This is a genomic window from Aeromonas sp. QDB31, assembly GCF_027707605.1.
Lineage (GTDB): Bacteria > Pseudomonadota > Gammaproteobacteria > Enterobacterales > Aeromonadaceae > Aeromonas > Aeromonas media.
Window position 1 is genome coordinate 58,998 of sequence record NZ_JAPCIX010000012.1, and the last position, 15,946, is coordinate 74,943.

Below are 15,946 nucleotides of genomic sequence, written 5' to 3' on the forward strand. Positions count from 1 at the left end.
ATGGGTTGCATATACACCAGCCAATATGGAACCATCCCATGAAGATTACCCAGGTTCGCAACGCCACCCTGCTGCTCGACTATGCCGGCACCCGCTTTCTGATCGACCCCATGCTCTCAGCCAAGGGTGCCTTCCCCGGCTTTGAGGGCACCGCCAACAGCCAGCTGCGCAATCCACTGGTCGAGCTGCCGCTGCCGATCGATGAGCTTGTCGATGTGGATGCCGTTATTGTCACCCACGATCATCCTGACCACTGGGATGATGCCGCCAGAACGTTGGTCCCCAAGCATCTGCCGCTCTTTGTACAACATCAGAAAGATGCCGATGCCATTCGTGCCAGTGGCTTTGAGGATGTCCGCCTGCTGAGCGAGCAGGCCGAATTTGCCGGTATACACCTGCAGCAGACCGGTGGCCAGCACGGCAGCGATCAACTGATGGCGGTACTGGGCGAGCGCATGGGTGAAGTGTGCGGCGTGGTCTTCTCCCACCCAGATGAGCCGAGTCTCTATCTGGCCGGTGATACAGTCTGGAATGCTCAGGTGAAACAGGCCCTGCAACTGCACCAGCCCGAGGTGATCATCCTCAACTGCGGCGATGCCCAGGTGCCGGGGCTCGGTTCCATCATCATGGGCAAGGAGGATGTCGCCGCCGTATATCAGGCTGCACCACAGGCCACCCTGATCGCCAGCCACATGGAAGCGGTCAACCACGCCGTGCTGTCACGCCAGGAGCTGCGCACCTATCTGACAGATCGAGGCATGACGGATCGGGTACGAGTGCCGGAGGATGGCGAGGCTCTCTCACTGTAACTAACAGGGCCATGCCGAACATCGAGCATGGCCCTTAGGCTTTCGGCTGCAAACGCTTATGATGATTGCTCTGCGCAGAGAGGATGCCAACGCCATGCCTTCCCCCATCGTTGCCGTGGTGACCTTCGATCACTTCAGCCCTTTTCACTGCGCAGTCCCCTGCCTCATTTTCGGCGATATCCTGCCGGGTCAGCCGCTGTTCGAGCTCAGGCTCTGCTGTGGTGACGCCAGCATCCATTCCCATTCGACACAAGGTTTCACCATTCAGGCACCCTATGGGCTGGAGGGGCTGACCGAGGCGGACATCATCGTCATCCCCTTCTGGCACGATCCGGCAGTTCGGCCGCCCGTGGCGCTACTCGATGCCCTGATCGCCGCCAGAGCCAGAGGCGCCCGGCTGGTCGGACTCTGTCTCGGCACCTATGTACTGGCCTATGCCGGCCTGCTGGAGGGACGCAGGGCCTCGACCCATTGGGAGTACGAGCAAGACTTCATGAGCCGCTTTCCCGCCGTGCAACTCGATACCAATGCTCTCTATGTGGATGACGAGGGGTTGGTCACCTCGGCAGGCACCGCGGCCGGATTGGACTGCTGCCTCTATCTGGTGCGGCAGTACTACGGCTCGGCCATCGCCAACAAGGTGGCGCGGCGGCTGGTGATCCCGCCCTACCGGGAAGGAGGTCAGGCCCAGTTTATCGAGCAGCCGGTTCCCGCCTCCACCCGCGATACCAGGATGAACCAGTTGCTCGATCATCTGCGCGCTCATCTGGCCGAACCCCATACCCTGGATACTCTGGCGGCCCATACCCTGATGAGCCGGCGCACCTTTACCCGCCGCTTTCATCAGGCCACTGGTCTTTCGGTAGGTGAATGGCTGCTGGCGGAGCGGCTCAGGCGCAGTCAGGAGTTGCTGGAGGTGAGCGGTCATTCCATTGAGCGTATCGCTGAACTGATTGGCTTCAAGAGCGCCACCTCCCTGCGCAATCACTTCCGGGCACGTTTCGCCGTCTCTCCCAGCGAGTGGCGCCGAGCATTTGGCGGCAACAAGCCATGATGATGCACTTTGTACCCTTTCAACCCGCTATGGCAGGATAACCAAAAATCCCGAGGAGACATCCCATGTCCCGTTCCGAACGCCTGCTGGCCCTGCTCCAGCTACTACGCGGCCACCGCTACGCCATCACAGGCACAGAGCTGGCCAGCCGGCTTGGTATCAGTCTGCGCACCCTCTATCGGGACATCGCTACCCTGCAGGCGCAAGGCGCCCATATCGAGGGAGAACCGGGTATCGGCTATGTACTGCGCCCCGGCTTCATGCTGCCGCCGCTGATGTTCAGCGAGGAGGAATTGGATGCGCTGGTATTGGGGTCGCGCTGGGTGGTCGCCCACGGCGACAGCGCCTTGAGTGCATCGGCCAGCAGTGCGCTGGCCAAGATAGAAGCCGTGTTGCCCGCCGACTATCGCCAGCAGCTCCAAAGCAATGCCCTGCTGATCGGCACCTCTCGCGGCGACAGCCCCGTCGACGAGGCTCCACTGCGCAGCGCCATCCGCCAGCAGCGCAAGGTAACCCTGAGCTATCGGGATCTCAAGGAGGAGAGTTCGGAGCGCACCGTATGGCCCTTTGCCCTCGGCTACTTCGAACAGGTGCGGGTACTGGTCGCCTGGTGCCAGCTGCGCCAGGGCTTTCGTCACTTTCGGGTAGATCGCATCACCTGGATGAAACAGGAAGAGAGCCGCTATCCCAAAAACAGAGAGAGCTTGCTGAAAGCATGGCGCGCCACCCAGCAGATCCCGCAACCCAAATTCATTGCTGACAGAAACTGACAGCAGGTGACGCCATGCTGACGGGGTCGGCGCAGATGCGCCCTCCCCGAAACAAGGAGCGTCACCATGTTGTTAGTCCCACCACTCACCATTCTCTATGTCGCCAATCCGGCGCGCAGCGCCCGCTTCTATCACAAGCTATTCGGCCGCCCGCCGGTAGAGGAGTCCCCCACCTTTGCCATGTTCGCGTTCGAATCGGGAGCAAAACTGGCGCTCTGGTCCAACGCCACCGTCGAACCCGCAGCTACCCAGAGTGCAGGGGCCATGGAGCTGGCCTTCCCGCTGCCCGACGAAACCAGTGTCGATAAGGGCTTGGCCGAATGGCAGGCTCACGGCCTGACCATCATCCAGCAGCCGACCCGGATGGAGTTTGGCTATACCGGCATGGCGCTTGATCCCGATGGCCATCGCCTGCGCCTCTACTGCCTGGCACCGGGACTGGGCTGAGTCGGAATTATCAACACCAAGGTGGTTTCATGTTTCACGTGGAACGTGCTATTTCCCTCTCCCTGAAAACAAAAAAGCCGCTCACAAGGAGCGGCTTTTTACTGTCTGACCGAGTCGATTAGACGTCGAGGTTGGCGACCCGCAGGGCGTTGGTCTCGATAAAGTCACGACGGGGTTCGACCGCATCACCCATCAGGGTGGAGAAGAGCTGGTCAGCACCGACGGCGTCGTCTATGGTGACGCGCAGCATGCGACGGGCTTCCGGATCCATGGTGGTTTCCCACAGCTGATCCGGGTTCATCTCGCCCAGTCCTTTATAACGCTGGATGTAGATGCCACGCTTGCCTTCGCCCATCAGCCAGTCGACGGCTTCCACGAAGTTGGCCACCGGCTTCACCTTCTCGCCACGCTTGATGAAACCGCCATCCTCGATCAGGTTGGCGATCTCCTTGCCCAGGGAGACCAGCTGACGGTATTCACCGGACTGCAGGAAGTCGTAGCTGAGCGGGTATTCGCGGTCGACACCGTGCTGACGTACCACGGCGTGGGGCACGAACAGACTGCGCTCTTCGTCACGACGAACCTGGATCTGGTACTGGATGCCGTGGTTGCTTTCGTTGAGCACGGCTTCCATTCCCTGGCACCAGGCCAGCAGATCGCTCTCGCTGGCCAGCAGGGTCTCGTTCAACTCAGGCTGATAGATCAGCTGGGTCAGCACGGCATCCGGGGCGCGGCGGGACATGCGGGTGATCAGGTGAGAGACGGCACGGTGCTGGTTGACCAGACGCTCCAGCGCCTCGCCACCGATAGCCGGGGCAGACTCGTTGACGTGCAGGGTAGCACCGTCCAGCGCCATGGAGGTCTGGTACTGCAGCAGCGCATCTTCGTCTTTCAGATACTGCTCCTGCTTACCCTTCTTGACCTTGTAGAGCGGCGGCTGGGCGATGAAGACGTAGCCACGCTCGATGATCTCCGGCATCTGACGGTAGAAGAAGGTGAGCAGCAGGGTACGAATGTGCGCACCATCGACGTCCGCATCCGTCATGATGATGATGTTGTGGTAGCGCAGCTTGTCCGGGTTGTACTCGTCGCGACCGATACCGCAGCCCAGTGCCGTGATCAGGGTGCCTACCTCTTGCGAGGAGATCATCTTGTCGAAACGGGCCTTCTCCACGTTCAGGATCTTGCCCTTGAGCGGCAGGATAGCCTGGTTCTTGCGGTTGCGACCCTGCTTGGCGGAGCCGCCAGCAGAGTCCCCTTCCACTATGTAGAGTTCGGAGAGAGCCGGATCTTTCTCCTGGCAGTCAGCCAGCTTGCCGGGCAGACCGGCGATGTCCAGCGCACCCTTGCGGCGAGTCAGTTCGCGGGCCTTGCGGGCCGCTTCACGGGCACGTGCCGCATCGATGATCTTGTTGACCACGATCTTGGCGTCGCCCGGGTTTTCCAGCAGGAAGTCCGCCAGCTTCTCGCCCATTGCCTGTTCAACGGCAGTCTTCACTTCGGAAGAGACCAGCTTGTCCTTGGTCTGGGAGGAGAACTTAGGATCCGGTACCTTGACGGAGATGACCGCAATCAGGCCTTCACGGACGTCGTCGCCACTGGCGGCAGACTTGGCCTTCTTGCTGTAGTCCTCTTTATCCATGTAGGAGTTGAGGGTACGGGTCAGCGCGGTACGGAAGCCCACCAGGTGGGTGCCCCCATCCCGCTGCGGGATGTTGTTGGTGAAGCAATAGACCCCTTCCTGATAGGCGTCGTTCCACTGCATCGCCACTTCGACGCCGATGCCATCCTGCTCTGTAGTGAAGTGAAACACCTTGGGATGGATCGGGGTCTTGTTCTGGTTCAGGTATTCGACGAAGGCCTTGATGCCGCCCTCGTAGCAGAAGTGAGCCTCGCGGCCATCCCGCTCGTCCATCAGGCGGATGGAGACACCGGAATTCAGGAAAGAGAGCTCACGCAGACGCTTGGCCAGGATCTCGTAGTGATACAGGGTATCGGTAAAGATGGTTGGGCTCGGCCAGAAGCGGACTTCGGTACCTGTGCCCGTGCTGTCGCCAATCTGCTTGAGCGGCGCCTGCGGCTCACCCAGGTGATAGGTCTGCTCGTAGACGTGGCCGTTGCGACGTATGGTCAGCAGCAGCTTGTCAGAGAGGGCGTTCACTACTGAGACACCCACGCCGTGCAGGCCGCCGGATACCTTGTAGGAGTTGTCATCGAATTTGCCGCCGGCGTGCAGCACCGTCATGATGACTTCGGCGGCGGAGCGGCCCTCTTCCTCGTGCATGTCGACCGGGATGCCCCGGCCATTGTCACGCACGGAGACGGAACCGTCGGAATGGATCTTGACCTGAATATCGGAGCAGTAGCCAGCCAGAGCCTCGTCAATGGAGTTATCGACGACCTCGAACACCATGTGGTGCAGGCCCGAGCCATCATCCGTATCGCCGATATACATCCCCGGGCGCTTGCGGACCGCATCCAGGCCCTTCAGCACCTTGATATTCGAGGAGTCGTAAGTATTTTCACTCATAGCTTACTCTCTGCCTTCTCTAACGTTTCGGAGATCTTGCCTTGTTCCACGTGGAACAGCTTGCAGTCACTCGCATCCATCATGTCTGCGAGCTGACCGGTATCGATGGCGGTGATAAACACCTGGGACGCGCACTGCTTCAGCCTTGCGGCCAGCAGGCGACGTTTGTCGACATCCAGTTCAGAGGCAAAATCGTCAATTAAAAAAATACAGCCACGGCTGCTATGTTGATTCAAATAGAGCCCTTGAGCCAGTCGCATGGCACAGACCAGCAACTTCAACTGACCCCTGGACAAAATATCCTGAGCGGGTACCCCGTTCGCCTTGAGCCGCACATCCGCCTTCTGCGGACCGACCCCAGTGTACCCCAGCGAACGATCCCGCTCGAACCCCGCCTCCAGCAAGTCGCCGAGGGGCGTCTCTCTCTCCCAGCCCCGATAGAAACCGAGGCTGATGTCGAATTCCGGCAGAAAATCCGCCGTCATCTCCTTGATCAGGGGGGTAATGGCCTGACAATAACTGGCGCGAAACTCCGCCAGTTCACCCCCGAGCCGCACCAGCTCCTGATCCCAGAACGCCAGCTGGCGATACTGGCTGCTCTGGCGCAGCAGCGCATTGCGCTGTTTCAGCAGACGCCGCACCCGTCCCCACAGGGAGAAGAAGGTCGGCTCCTGATGGAAGACGCCCCAGTCCAGCCAGGCCCGGCGAGCCTGGGGCCCGCCGGTCAGCAGGTTGAAGCCATCGGGGTGGATCAACTGCACCGGCAACAGTTCTGCCAGATCGGCCAATCGCTGGGCCTGGGCCCCGGCGATCTTGAGCTGAGTCTCACCCCCCTTGTCCTTGGCAAGCCCGATGGGCACCTGACGCCCTTCCAGCTCGCACTGGGCAAACAGGGTAAACGCCCTCTCCCCCTGGCGGATGACCCGCCCGGTCAGGTGAGTACGAAAAGAACGACCGAGACCGAGGTAATGGATGGCTTCCAGCACGCTGGTCTTGCCGCTGCCATTGCACCCGACCAGAATATTGAGGCCGGGGGACAGCGCGAGACTGGCGTGCTGGATGTTGCGAAAGTCGCTGAGCTGGAGTTTGACCAGGGACACGACTAGATCCGCATCGGCATCACCACATACTGGGCATCTTGGCTGTCAAAATCCTCAATAATGGCACTGCTGATGGAATCGCTCAGGCTGATCCGGATTTGGTCACATTTTAACGTATTCAGCACGTCCAGCACATAGGAGACGTTGAAGCCGATCTCCATCTCGCCAGCGGCATATTGTACGTCAAGCAGCTCCTCGGCTTCTTCCTGTTCCGGGTTGTTGGCGGTGATGCGCAGCAGGTTTTCCTGCAGATTGAGACGCACCCCACGGAATTTCTCGTTGGAGAGGATGGCGGCGCGGGCGAAGGCCTGGCGCAGATCCTCACGACCGGCGATCAGGGCCTTGTCGCTCCCCCGGGGAATGACGCGACGCCAGTCCGGGAAGCGGCCATCCACCAGCTTGGAGGTAAAGATGAAGCCATCCAGGGCGGCACGCAGGTTGCTGCGACCGACCTGCAACCGCACCGGCTTGTCTTCCGCCTCCAAGAGGCGCACCAGCTCCAGCACGCCCTTGCGGGGCAGAATGACCTGATGATCGGGCAGCGATTCCCCGACCACTTCGCGGCGGCAGGTGGCCAGGCGGTGACCATCGGTGGCGACGGTGCGCAGGCCATGGCCCTCGCTCTCGAACAGCATGCCGTTCAGGTAGTAACGCACATCCTGGCTGGCCATGGAGAACTGGGTCGCATCGATCAGTTTTTTAAGCTCCAGCTGGCTGATGTCGAACTCGAGCACGGATTCCCAGTCCTCGATGTTCGGGTACTCGGTCGCCGGCAGGGTCGAGAGATTGAAGCGGGAGCGGCCGGAACGGATTATCAACCGCTCGCCTTCGGTGTTGAGACGGATATCCGCCCCTTCCGGCAGGCCGCGGCAGATATCTAGCAACTTGCGGGCCGGCACTGTGGTACGCCCATCCTGGCTGTCGCTGCTGAGATAGACCTGGCCTATCATCTCCACCTCGAGATCTGTCCCGGTCAGCGACAGCAGGCCATTGCTGACATCGAGCAGGACGTTGCCGAGGATGGGCAGGGTCGGCCGGCCACCCAGGGCACCAGACACCAGTTGCAGAGGACGTAACAGGGCCTCACGGCTAATTTCGAGCTGCATCTGTGCTCTCCGTTGTGATTAGGAGGAAAATTTTCGGATCAGGTTGGAATATTCGAGCCCCATCTGTCCACTCCGTTCCGTTATCAGGACGAAAGGGTACGGATCAGGTTGGAATAGTCTTCCTTGATGTCGTGACTCTCCTCCTTCAGCTGCTCGATCTTGCGGCAGGCATGAAGAACGGTGGTGTGGTCACGGCCACCAAAGGCATCCCCTATCTCCGGCAAACTATGGTTGGTCAGCTCCTTGGCCAGGGCCATCGCCAGCTGACGCGGGCGGGCAACGGAACGGGAACGACGCTTGGACAGCAGATCCGCCAGCTTGATCTTGTAGTACTCCGCCACCGTCTTCTGGATGTTGTCGATGGTGACCAGCTTCTCCTGCAAGGCCAGCAGGTCGCGCAGCGCCTCGCGCACGAAGTCGATGTTGATGGCACGGCCGGTGAAGTTGGCGTTGGCGATCACCCGGTTGAGGGCGCCTTCCAGTTCACGGACGTTGGAGCGCAGACGCTTGGCTATGAAGAAGGCCACTTCGTCCGGCAGATGAATCTGGTTCTCGTCCGCCTTACGCATCAGGATCGCGACGCGGGTCTCCAGCTCGGGCGGTTCGATCGCCACCGTCAGGCCCCAGCCGAAGCGGGACTTGAGGCGATCCTCGACACCGTTGATCTCCTTCGGATAACGATCCGAGGTCAGGATGATCTGCTGGTTACCTTCGAGCAGGGCGTTGAAGGTATGGAAGAACTCCTCCTGGGAGCGCTCCTTGTTGGCGAAGAACTGGATGTCATCGATGAGCAGGGCATCGACGCTACGGTAATAACGCTTGAACTCTTCAATGGCGTTATTCTGCAGCGCCTTCACCATGTCCTGCACGAACCGTTCGGAGTGCATGTAGATGACTTTGGCGTCTTTCTTGCGTTCCTTGATGGCGTTGCCAACGGCGTGCAGCAAGTGGGTCTTGCCCAGACCGGTGCCGCCATAGAGGAACAGCGGGTTGTAAGCGCCACCCGGATTGTCGGCCACCTGACGGGCCGCCGCTCGGGCCAACTGGTTGGACTTACCTTCGACGAAATTCTCGAAGGTGTAGTTCACGTTGGTGTTGCTCTTGTGGTTCGGCTCGGGCTTGGTTTCAGCCTTGCTTTCCCAGCTCTTGTGAGAGTTATTCACAGGATCGACACCGCGCGCCGGCGCTCTTGCGACCGCGACGGGATGGGGACGATTACCGATGTCAAAACGCAGGGTGGGAGCATCGGCTCCGCACAGCTCGTTGATGATGCCATTGACCCGGAGCAGGTACTTGTCGCGTACCCAGTCCAGAACGAAGCGATTCGGTGCATACAGGGTCAGAGTATTGTCACTCAACTCCGCTTGAAGCGGCCGGATCCACATGCTGAATTCTGCCGAGGGCAACTCATCTTGCAGCCGGTTAAGGCACTGCTGCCATAGCGAAGCAGTCACTCTAGACTCCCGTCAATTGATTAAGTAAAGACCGGCTATTCTACGTTTTTAGTGGCTGGATCTCCAGTTGCCGCCGCACGGATCCAGCAAATAAGATCCTTGACTTTCAAGGATCCAACGCCCCAGGATCTGATTTCATCCCCAAAGTTACCCACAGCCACCGACCGGTGATGTGGACAGAATGAGAGCCTGCTGCTGCGGTTATTTTATATAACCAAATATCATTTATTCTTTATATTTTATTCCAATAACATCAGCGCCAACCCGTGATTACAACTAAAAATACAGAACTACAGAGAGAGGAATCCCCATGAAAACCACCATCAAGCTGATTTCCGGCGCCGCCATTCTGCTGGCCAGCCTGTCCGGCCAGGCCATCGCCCAGGAAACCATCAAGGTCGGCATGTCCGGCAAGTATTTCCCGTTCACCTTCGTCAAGCAGGACAAGCTGCAGGGCTTCGAGGTGGACATGTGGAACCAGATCGGTGAGCGCACCGGTTACAAGGTCGAGTTCGTCACCGCCAGCTTCTCAGGCCTGTTCGGCATGCTGGAAACCGGTCGCGTCGATACCATCTCCAACCAGATCACCATCACCGACGAGCGCAAGGCCAAGTACGCCTTCTCCCAGCCCTACGTCTATGACGGCGCCCAGATAGTAGTGCGCAAGGGCAACAGCACCATCCACGGTCTCAAGGATCTGGAAGGCAAGACAGTTGCGGTGAACCTGGGCTCCAACTTCGAAGAGCTGCTGCGCAAGAACGACCCCAACAAGAAGATCGACATCCGTACCTATGACTCCAGCTTCGAGCAGGACGTCGCCCTGGGTCGCATCGATGCCTTCGTGATGGACCGCGTCTCCACCGCCCAGCTGATCAAAGAGTCCAAGCTGCCGCTGCAGCAGGCAGGCGCACCGTTCGAGACCATCGAGAACGCCCTGCCCTTCCTGAAGACCCCGGAAAAACAGGCCGTGCTGAAGAAGGTCGACGAGGCGCTGACCGCCATGCGCAAAGACGGCTCCCTGACCAAGATCTCGGAAAAATGGTTCGCAGCGGACATCACCAGCAAATAAATGATGGAATTTGATCTCGAGTACACGCTAGGGCTGTTTCCCATCCTGCTCAAATACCTGGGCACCACGATGGAAATGGCCCTGTGGGGATTCGTATTGGCACTCGTACTGTCGCTGATCCTGGCGATAGTACGAGTGTTTCGCGTTCCCGCAATTCACTGGCTGGCGATGCTGTATATCTCGTTCTTCCGGGGGACCCCCCTGCTCGTCCAGCTGTTCCTGCTCTACTACGGGCTGCCGCAACTGTTTCCGATCTTCGTGGGAATGGATGCCTTTACCGCCGCCATCATAGGTCTGACCCTGCACTTCGCCGCCTACATGGCCGAGTCGATCCGGGCCGCCATTCTCGGCATCCACAAGAGCCAGATGGAAGCCGCTCTCAGCATCGGCATGAGCCGGCTGCAGGCGATGCAGCGGATCATACTGCCACAAGCTGCCCGCATCGCGACACCATCGTTGATGAACTACTTCATCGACATGATCAAGAGCACCTCACTGGCGTTTACCCTGGGAGTGGCGGAGATAATGGGCAAGGCGCAGATGGAAGCGGCCTCCTCCTTCAAGTTCTTCGAGAGCTTCATGGCAGTGGCCCTGGTCTACTGGGTGGTAGTCATCTTCTTCACCCGCTTGCAGCACCTGCTGGAAGTACGCCTCAATCGTGCTTACTAAGAGGATGCCAGCGATGATGAACAAGCCATTACCCACTTGCGGCACAGGCTGGAAGTACCTCTCAACGGCCGCGCCTGTTAAAGGAGACCTGTCATGATCAAGTTAACGGGTCTTTCCAAGGCCTATGACGGCAATCAGGTATTGAACGGCATCGATCTGGAGGTGAAGAAGGGTGACATTGTCGTCATCATCGGTCCCTCTGGCACCGGCAAGTCAACCCTGCTGCGCTGCCTCAACCTGCTGGAGACTCCGGATGCAGGCACCCTTGCCATCGATGATCTGCAGCTGGATCTAGCCCATGCCAGCGAGCAGCAGGCCATTGAGCTGCGCAAGCGCGCCTCCTTCGTGTTCCAGAACTATGCCCTGTTTGCCAACAAGACGGCGCTGGACAACATAGCCGAGGGGCTGATCACCGTCTGGAAACAGCCGAAGGCGGAGGCCCGTGCCACCGCCCTTGGCATCCTCAAGGACATAGGCCTCGCCGACAAGCAGGACGCCTACCCGGCCTCCCTCTCCGGCGGCCAGCAGCAGCGGGTCGGCATAGGTCGCGCCATGGCGGCTCACTCCAAGGTCATCCTGTTCGATGAGCCCACCTCGGCCCTGGATCCCGAATGGGTCGACGAGGTGCTGGGGCTGATGAAGGAGCTTGCCCGCCAGCATCAGACCATGGTGGTGGTGACCCACGAGATCGAGTTTGCCCGTGATGTCGCAGACCGGGTGATCTTCATGGAGGGAGGCCGGATCGTCGAACAGGGCCCGCCGGATCAGATATTGGTCGATCCGCAGGATCCCCGCACCCGGGAGTTCCTGCGAAAAGTGCTGAAATAGCTCTCTCTTTGGCGGCCTGGCCGCCTTTTTTATTGGTGGATCCTTGTTTAACCCGGGGTTGCCAGTATAATTCGGGGCCCTTGATCCTCTGGATCCTGCCAGCTTCTCCTGCTTATTGTTGAGCCAGAAGAAGATGAGAGGGAACGGCGGATTGACGAGAAGCCGAACTCTGTTTAGAATTCGGCCTCTTTTGCTAGTCGTCACACGCTATAGCTGGCGCGTCGGCTAAGTGTGACAATCAAAACTGTACAGAAATACGGAATCGAATCATGAAACGTACTTTTCAACCGTCCAACCTGAAGCGCAAGCGCTCTCACGGTTTCCGCGCTCGCATGGCTACTGCCAACGGCCGCAAAGTTCTGGCCGCTCGTCGTGCCAAGGGTCGTGCCCGCCTGGTAGTCTAATGCCTACCCAGCACACCTTCTCTCGGGAGTTACGTCTGTTAACTCCCGAACACTTCAAACGCGTTTTCGCCGAGCCTGTCCGGGCCGCTTCTCCGCAAATTACGCTTCTTGCTTGCCCCAATTCCCTCGAACACCCCCGTCTTGGCCTAGCTGTGCCCAAAAAAGCACTCAAGCGTGCCGTCTGGCGTAATCGTGTCAAACGAGTGGTACGGGAGAGCTTCCGTCTCAATCAAGCCAATCTGCCCGCTATCGACATCGTCGTCATAGCCAAGGGTGGCGTGAAGGAGATGGACAACGAAGAGCTGTTCAAGTTACTGGAAAAGCTATGGCGCACTCTGTCACGCCGTTGCAATGGGTAGCTATCAAACTGATACGCCTGTATCAGCTAATCATTAGTCCCCTGCTCGGGCCGCGCTGCCGTTTCACCCCGACTTGTTCCCAATTTGCGATAGAAGCAATCCGACTTCACGGTTTCATAAAAGGCGTTTGGTTAGCCAGCAAACGTCTATTAAAATGCCATCCCTTATCCGAGGGTGGTTATGACCCGGTTCCGCAACCAAAGCGAAGAAACTGAAGACTATGGAATCACAACGCAATTTACTCCTGATCGGTTTGCTGTTCGTGAGCTTCTTGCTCTGGCAACAGTGGGAGTCCGACAAGGCTCCGAAGCCGGCCCCGACTACCGTGGCCCAAACCGAACATTTCGTACCTGAAGCCGGTCAGACCGGTGATATTCCTCAGGTTTCCGAGCAAGCCAACGCCACCACCGCACGCAAGCTGGTCACCGTCTCCTCCGACGTGCTCAAGCTGACCCTGGATACCCAGGGCGGTGACATCGTCTCTGCCGAACTGCTGGCCCACAAGCTGGAAGAAGGCAAGGAACAGCCATTCACCCTGCTGACCAGCCAGCCTGCGCACCTCTATGTTGCCCAGAGTGGTCTGGTGGGTCGCGATGGCCCGGACAGCCAGCCCCAGGGTCGTCCCACCTATGAAGCCGCCCAGACCAGCTACCAGCTGGCCGACGGTCAGGATCAAGTCGTCGTACCGATGACCTGGACCGACAGCAAGGGCGTCGTCTTCACCAAGGAGTTCGTGCTCAAGCGCGGTGACTACGCCATCGGTGTCGATTACAAGATCGACAACAAGTCTGCCGAGCCGGTTCAGGTGCAGTTCTATGGTCAGCTGAAGCAGACCGTGACCACGCCGAAGGACCAGGAAGGTCATGCCATGGTGGCCAGCGCCTACCGTGGTGGTGCCTTCTCCAGCGAAGATACCCGCTACAAGAAGTACACCTTCGACGAGATGAAGGATGCCGACCTGAACAAGACCACCAAGGGTGGTTGGGTCGCCATGCTGCAACACTACTTCGTCTCAGCCTGGGCACCGAATGCCGAGGACACCAACAGCTTCTACAGCCGCGTGATCCCGGGTAAAGACCAGGCCATCATAGGCTACAAGGCGCCGCTGGTTGACGTGGCTGCCGGTCAGCAGGCCGAAGTGAGCGGCAAGCTGTGGGTCGGTCCCAAGTTGCAGGATCAGATGGCCAAGGTGGCAAACCACCTGGACCTGACCGTCGACTACGGCTGGCTCTGGTTCATCGCCCAACCGCTGCACTGGCTGCTGACCGTGTTCCACGGTTTCGTCCAGAACTGGGGTGTAGCCATCATCATGCTGACCCTGCTGGTTCGCGGCATCATGTTCCCGCTGACCAAGGCCCAGTACACCTCCATGGCCAAGATGCGCATGCTCCAGCCCAAGCTGGCGGCGCTCAAGGAACGCTTCGGTGACGATCGCCAGAAGATGTCTCAGGGCATGATGGAGCTGTACAAGAAGGAGAAGGTCAACCCGCTCGGTGGCTGTCTGCCGATCCTGGTGCAGATGCCCATCTTCATCGCCCTGTACTGGGCACTGATGGAGTCTGTCGAGCTGCGTCACGCGCCGTTCGCCTTGTGGATTACCGACCTGTCGGTGAAGGACCCCTTCTTCGTGCTGCCAATCCTCATGGGTGCCTCCATGTGGTATCTGCAGAAGATGAGCCCGACCACCATCACGGACCCGATGCAGCAGAAGGTGATGCAGTTCATGCCGATCATCTTCACCTTCATGTTCCTCTGGTTCCCGGCAGGTCTGACCCTGTACTGGCTGGTGAGCAACGTCATCTCCATCACCCAGCAGACCATCATCTATCGTCAGCTGGAAAAGAAAGGCCTGCATACCCGCAGCTAATCGTTCCCGATGGCAAGATGGATGACAAAAGAGGCGGCCTTCGGGCCGCCTTTTTTATTACAATGACCCCACTGCTGTGAACCATCAGCGAACAAATGAGTCAAGCAAGATGACAACAGATACCATCGTGGCCCAGGCCACCGCCCCCGGCCGGGGTGGCGTCGGCATAGTCCGCGTCTCGGGCCCCGCCGCCGAACGAGTCGCCGAAATCGTACTCGGTCGACTGCCCAGGGTGCGCTATGCCGAATATCTGCCGTTCAAGGACGAGCAGGGCCAGCCTCTGGATCAAGGCATAGCCCTGCTGTTCAAGGCCCCCAACAGCTTCACCGGCGAGGATGTGCTGGAGCTGCAGGGCCACGGCGGCCCCGTCATCCTGGACATGTTGATCCGCCGCATTCTGCAAATCGAGGGCATCCGCCCTGCTCGTCCCGGCGAGTTCAGCGAGCGCGCCTTCCTCAACGACAAGCTGGATCTGGCCCAGGCCGAAGCTATCGCCGATCTGATCGAAGCCTCCAGCGAGCAGGCGGCCCGCAGTGCCATGCACTCCCTGCAGGGACAGTTCTCCGGCAAGATCCAGCAGCTGGTGGAGAGTCTCACCCGATTGCGCATCTATGTGGAGGCCGCCATCGACTTCCCGGATGAGGAGATCGACTTCCTCTCAGACGGCAAGGTGGCGGGGGATCTGTACGGCATCATGGCAGAGCTGGATGCGGTGCGCGGCGAAGCCAAGCAAGGCGCCCTGCTGCGGGAAGGGATGAAGGTGGTGATCGCCGGTCGTCCCAACGCCGGCAAATCCAGCCTGCTCAACGCCCTGGCAGGGCGCGAATCCGCCATCGTCACCGAAATCGCCGGCACCACCCGCGACGTGTTGCGCGAGCACATCCATCTGGATGGCATGCCGCTGCACATCATCGATACCGCCGGCCTGCGCGATACCCAGGACAAGGTGGAGCAGATCGGCATCGAGCGTGCCTGGGCCGAAATAGAGCAGGCCGACCGGGTGCTCTTCATGGTGGATGGCACCACCACGGATGCGGTCGACCCGCGGGAGATCTGGCCGGAATTTGTTGATCGGTTGCCAAAAAAGATCGGTCTCACAGTTGTGCGCAACAAGGCCGACCTGACCGGCGAGGATCTGGCTCCGAGTCAGGAGCTGGGTCACGCCGTCTACCGCATCTCCGCCAAGACCGAGCTGGGGCTGCCCGCCCTGCGCGAGCACCTGAAAGCCTGCATGGGCTTCCAGGGCAACACAGAGGGGGGCTTCATGGCTCGCCGCCGCCACCTGGACGCCCTGGAGCGCGCCGCCGAGCGGCTGCTGGTGGCCAGGGAGCAGCTCGAGGTCTTCGTGGCCGGCGAGCTGGTGGCCGAGGAGCTGCGCCTGGCCCAGGAGTCCCTCAGCGAGATCACCGGCGAGTTCAGCTCGGACGATCTGCTGGGTCGCATCTTCTCCAGCTTCTGCATCGGCAAATAAGCCTGCACG

General features: G+C 59.6%; 16 protein-coding genes. 12 read left to right on the forward strand and 4 right to left on the reverse strand.

Features of this window, described 5'->3' with window-relative positions:
- The first annotated feature begins 38 nt into the window (after window positions 1-38).
- The 4 genes from PG898_RS13485 to PG898_RS13500 all read left to right on the forward strand — a co-directional run bounded on the left by PG898_RS13485 (window position 39) and on the right by PG898_RS13500 (window position 3,080).
- On the forward strand, window positions 39-809 hold the full coding sequence (locus PG898_RS13485; RefSeq protein WP_139751711.1) for an MBL fold metallo-hydrolase: 771 nt from the start codon (window positions 39-41) through the stop codon (window positions 807-809).
- 94 nt (window positions 810-903) lie between these two features.
- Window positions 904-1,863 (forward strand): helix-turn-helix domain-containing protein, encoded by a 960-nt coding sequence (locus PG898_RS13490; RefSeq protein ID WP_218410708.1) that lies wholly within the window; start codon window positions 904-906, stop codon window positions 1,861-1,863.
- A gap of 65 nt (window positions 1,864-1,928) precedes the next feature.
- On the forward strand, window positions 1,929-2,633 hold the full coding sequence (locus PG898_RS13495; RefSeq protein ID WP_042650675.1) for a helix-turn-helix transcriptional regulator: 705 nt from the start codon (window positions 1,929-1,931) through the stop codon (window positions 2,631-2,633).
- A 69-nt stretch (window positions 2,634-2,702) separates the two neighbouring features.
- Window positions 2,703-3,080: a VOC family protein gene (locus PG898_RS13500; RefSeq protein ID WP_333563616.1), complete on the forward strand. Its 378-nt coding sequence runs from the start codon at window positions 2,703-2,705 to the stop codon at window positions 3,078-3,080.
- A 118-nt stretch (window positions 3,081-3,198) separates the two neighbouring features.
- Here PG898_RS13500 and gyrB read toward each other — a convergent pair whose 3' ends face one another.
- From gyrB to dnaA, 4 genes are all read right to left on the reverse strand, one after another.
- Window positions 3,199-5,610 (reverse strand): DNA topoisomerase (ATP-hydrolyzing) subunit B, encoded by a 2,412-nt coding sequence (gene gyrB / locus PG898_RS13505; protein WP_042650676.1) that lies wholly within the window; start codon window positions 5,608-5,610, stop codon window positions 3,199-3,201.
- Entirely contained in the window at window positions 5,607-6,710 is a 1,104-nt protein-coding gene (recF, locus tag PG898_RS13510) for a DNA replication/repair protein RecF (protein ID WP_005326309.1), read from the reverse strand. The genes gyrB and recF overlap by 4 nt, the downstream gene beginning before the upstream one ends.
- Window positions 6,711-6,712: 2 nt before the next feature.
- A complete protein-coding gene (dnaN, locus tag PG898_RS13515) occupies window positions 6,713-7,816 on the reverse strand; it encodes a DNA polymerase III subunit beta (RefSeq protein ID WP_005326306.1) in 1,104 nt (367 codons plus the stop codon).
- A gap of 83 nt (window positions 7,817-7,899) precedes the next feature.
- Window positions 7,900-9,270, reverse strand: a complete 1,371-nt coding sequence (gene dnaA / locus PG898_RS13520; protein ID WP_041206622.1) for a chromosomal replication initiator protein DnaA — start codon at window positions 9,268-9,270, stop codon at window positions 7,900-7,902.
- Between the two features lie 310 nt (window positions 9,271-9,580).
- On the opposite strand from dnaA, the gene PG898_RS13525 reads away from it, so the two are divergent.
- The 8 genes from PG898_RS13525 to mnmE all read left to right on the forward strand — a co-directional run bounded on the left by PG898_RS13525 (window position 9,581) and on the right by mnmE (window position 15,937).
- Entirely contained in the window at window positions 9,581-10,339 is a 759-nt protein-coding gene (locus PG898_RS13525; RefSeq protein WP_042650677.1) for an amino acid ABC transporter substrate-binding protein, read from the forward strand.
- A complete protein-coding gene (locus PG898_RS13530; protein WP_082030189.1) occupies window positions 10,340-11,008 on the forward strand; it encodes an amino acid ABC transporter permease in 669 nt (222 codons plus the stop codon).
- Between the two features lie 93 nt (window positions 11,009-11,101).
- Complete coding sequence (locus PG898_RS13535) at window positions 11,102-11,836, forward strand: amino acid ABC transporter ATP-binding protein (RefSeq protein ID WP_005326294.1); 735 nt, start codon at window positions 11,102-11,104, stop codon at window positions 11,834-11,836.
- A 269-nt stretch (window positions 11,837-12,105) separates the two neighbouring features.
- A complete protein-coding gene (gene rpmH, locus PG898_RS13540) occupies window positions 12,106-12,240 on the forward strand; it encodes a 50S ribosomal protein L34 (protein WP_005307156.1) in 135 nt (44 codons plus the stop codon).
- On the forward strand, window positions 12,240-12,599 hold the full coding sequence (gene rnpA, locus PG898_RS13545) for a ribonuclease P protein component (protein ID WP_025328882.1): 360 nt from the start codon (window positions 12,240-12,242) through the stop codon (window positions 12,597-12,599). Before rpmH ends, rnpA begins: the two co-directional genes overlap by 1 nt.
- Window positions 12,566-12,814 carry a membrane protein insertion efficiency factor YidD gene (gene yidD / locus PG898_RS13550; RefSeq protein ID WP_010672280.1) on the forward strand — a complete coding sequence of 83 codons (249 nt, stop codon included), beginning with the start codon at window positions 12,566-12,568 and terminating at the stop codon, window positions 12,812-12,814. Before rnpA ends, yidD begins: the two co-directional genes overlap by 34 nt.
- Before the next feature lie 5 nt (window positions 12,815-12,819).
- Window positions 12,820-14,466 carry a membrane protein insertase YidC gene (gene yidC / locus PG898_RS13555; protein WP_041206623.1) on the forward strand — a complete coding sequence of 549 codons (1,647 nt, stop codon included), beginning with the start codon at window positions 12,820-12,822 and terminating at the stop codon, window positions 14,464-14,466.
- A gap of 109 nt (window positions 14,467-14,575) precedes the next feature.
- Window positions 14,576-15,937 carry a tRNA uridine-5-carboxymethylaminomethyl(34) synthesis GTPase MnmE gene (gene mnmE, locus PG898_RS13560; RefSeq protein WP_270824373.1) on the forward strand — a complete coding sequence of 454 codons (1,362 nt, stop codon included), beginning with the start codon at window positions 14,576-14,578 and terminating at the stop codon, window positions 15,935-15,937.
- Window positions 15,938-15,946 lie beyond the last annotated feature (9 nt).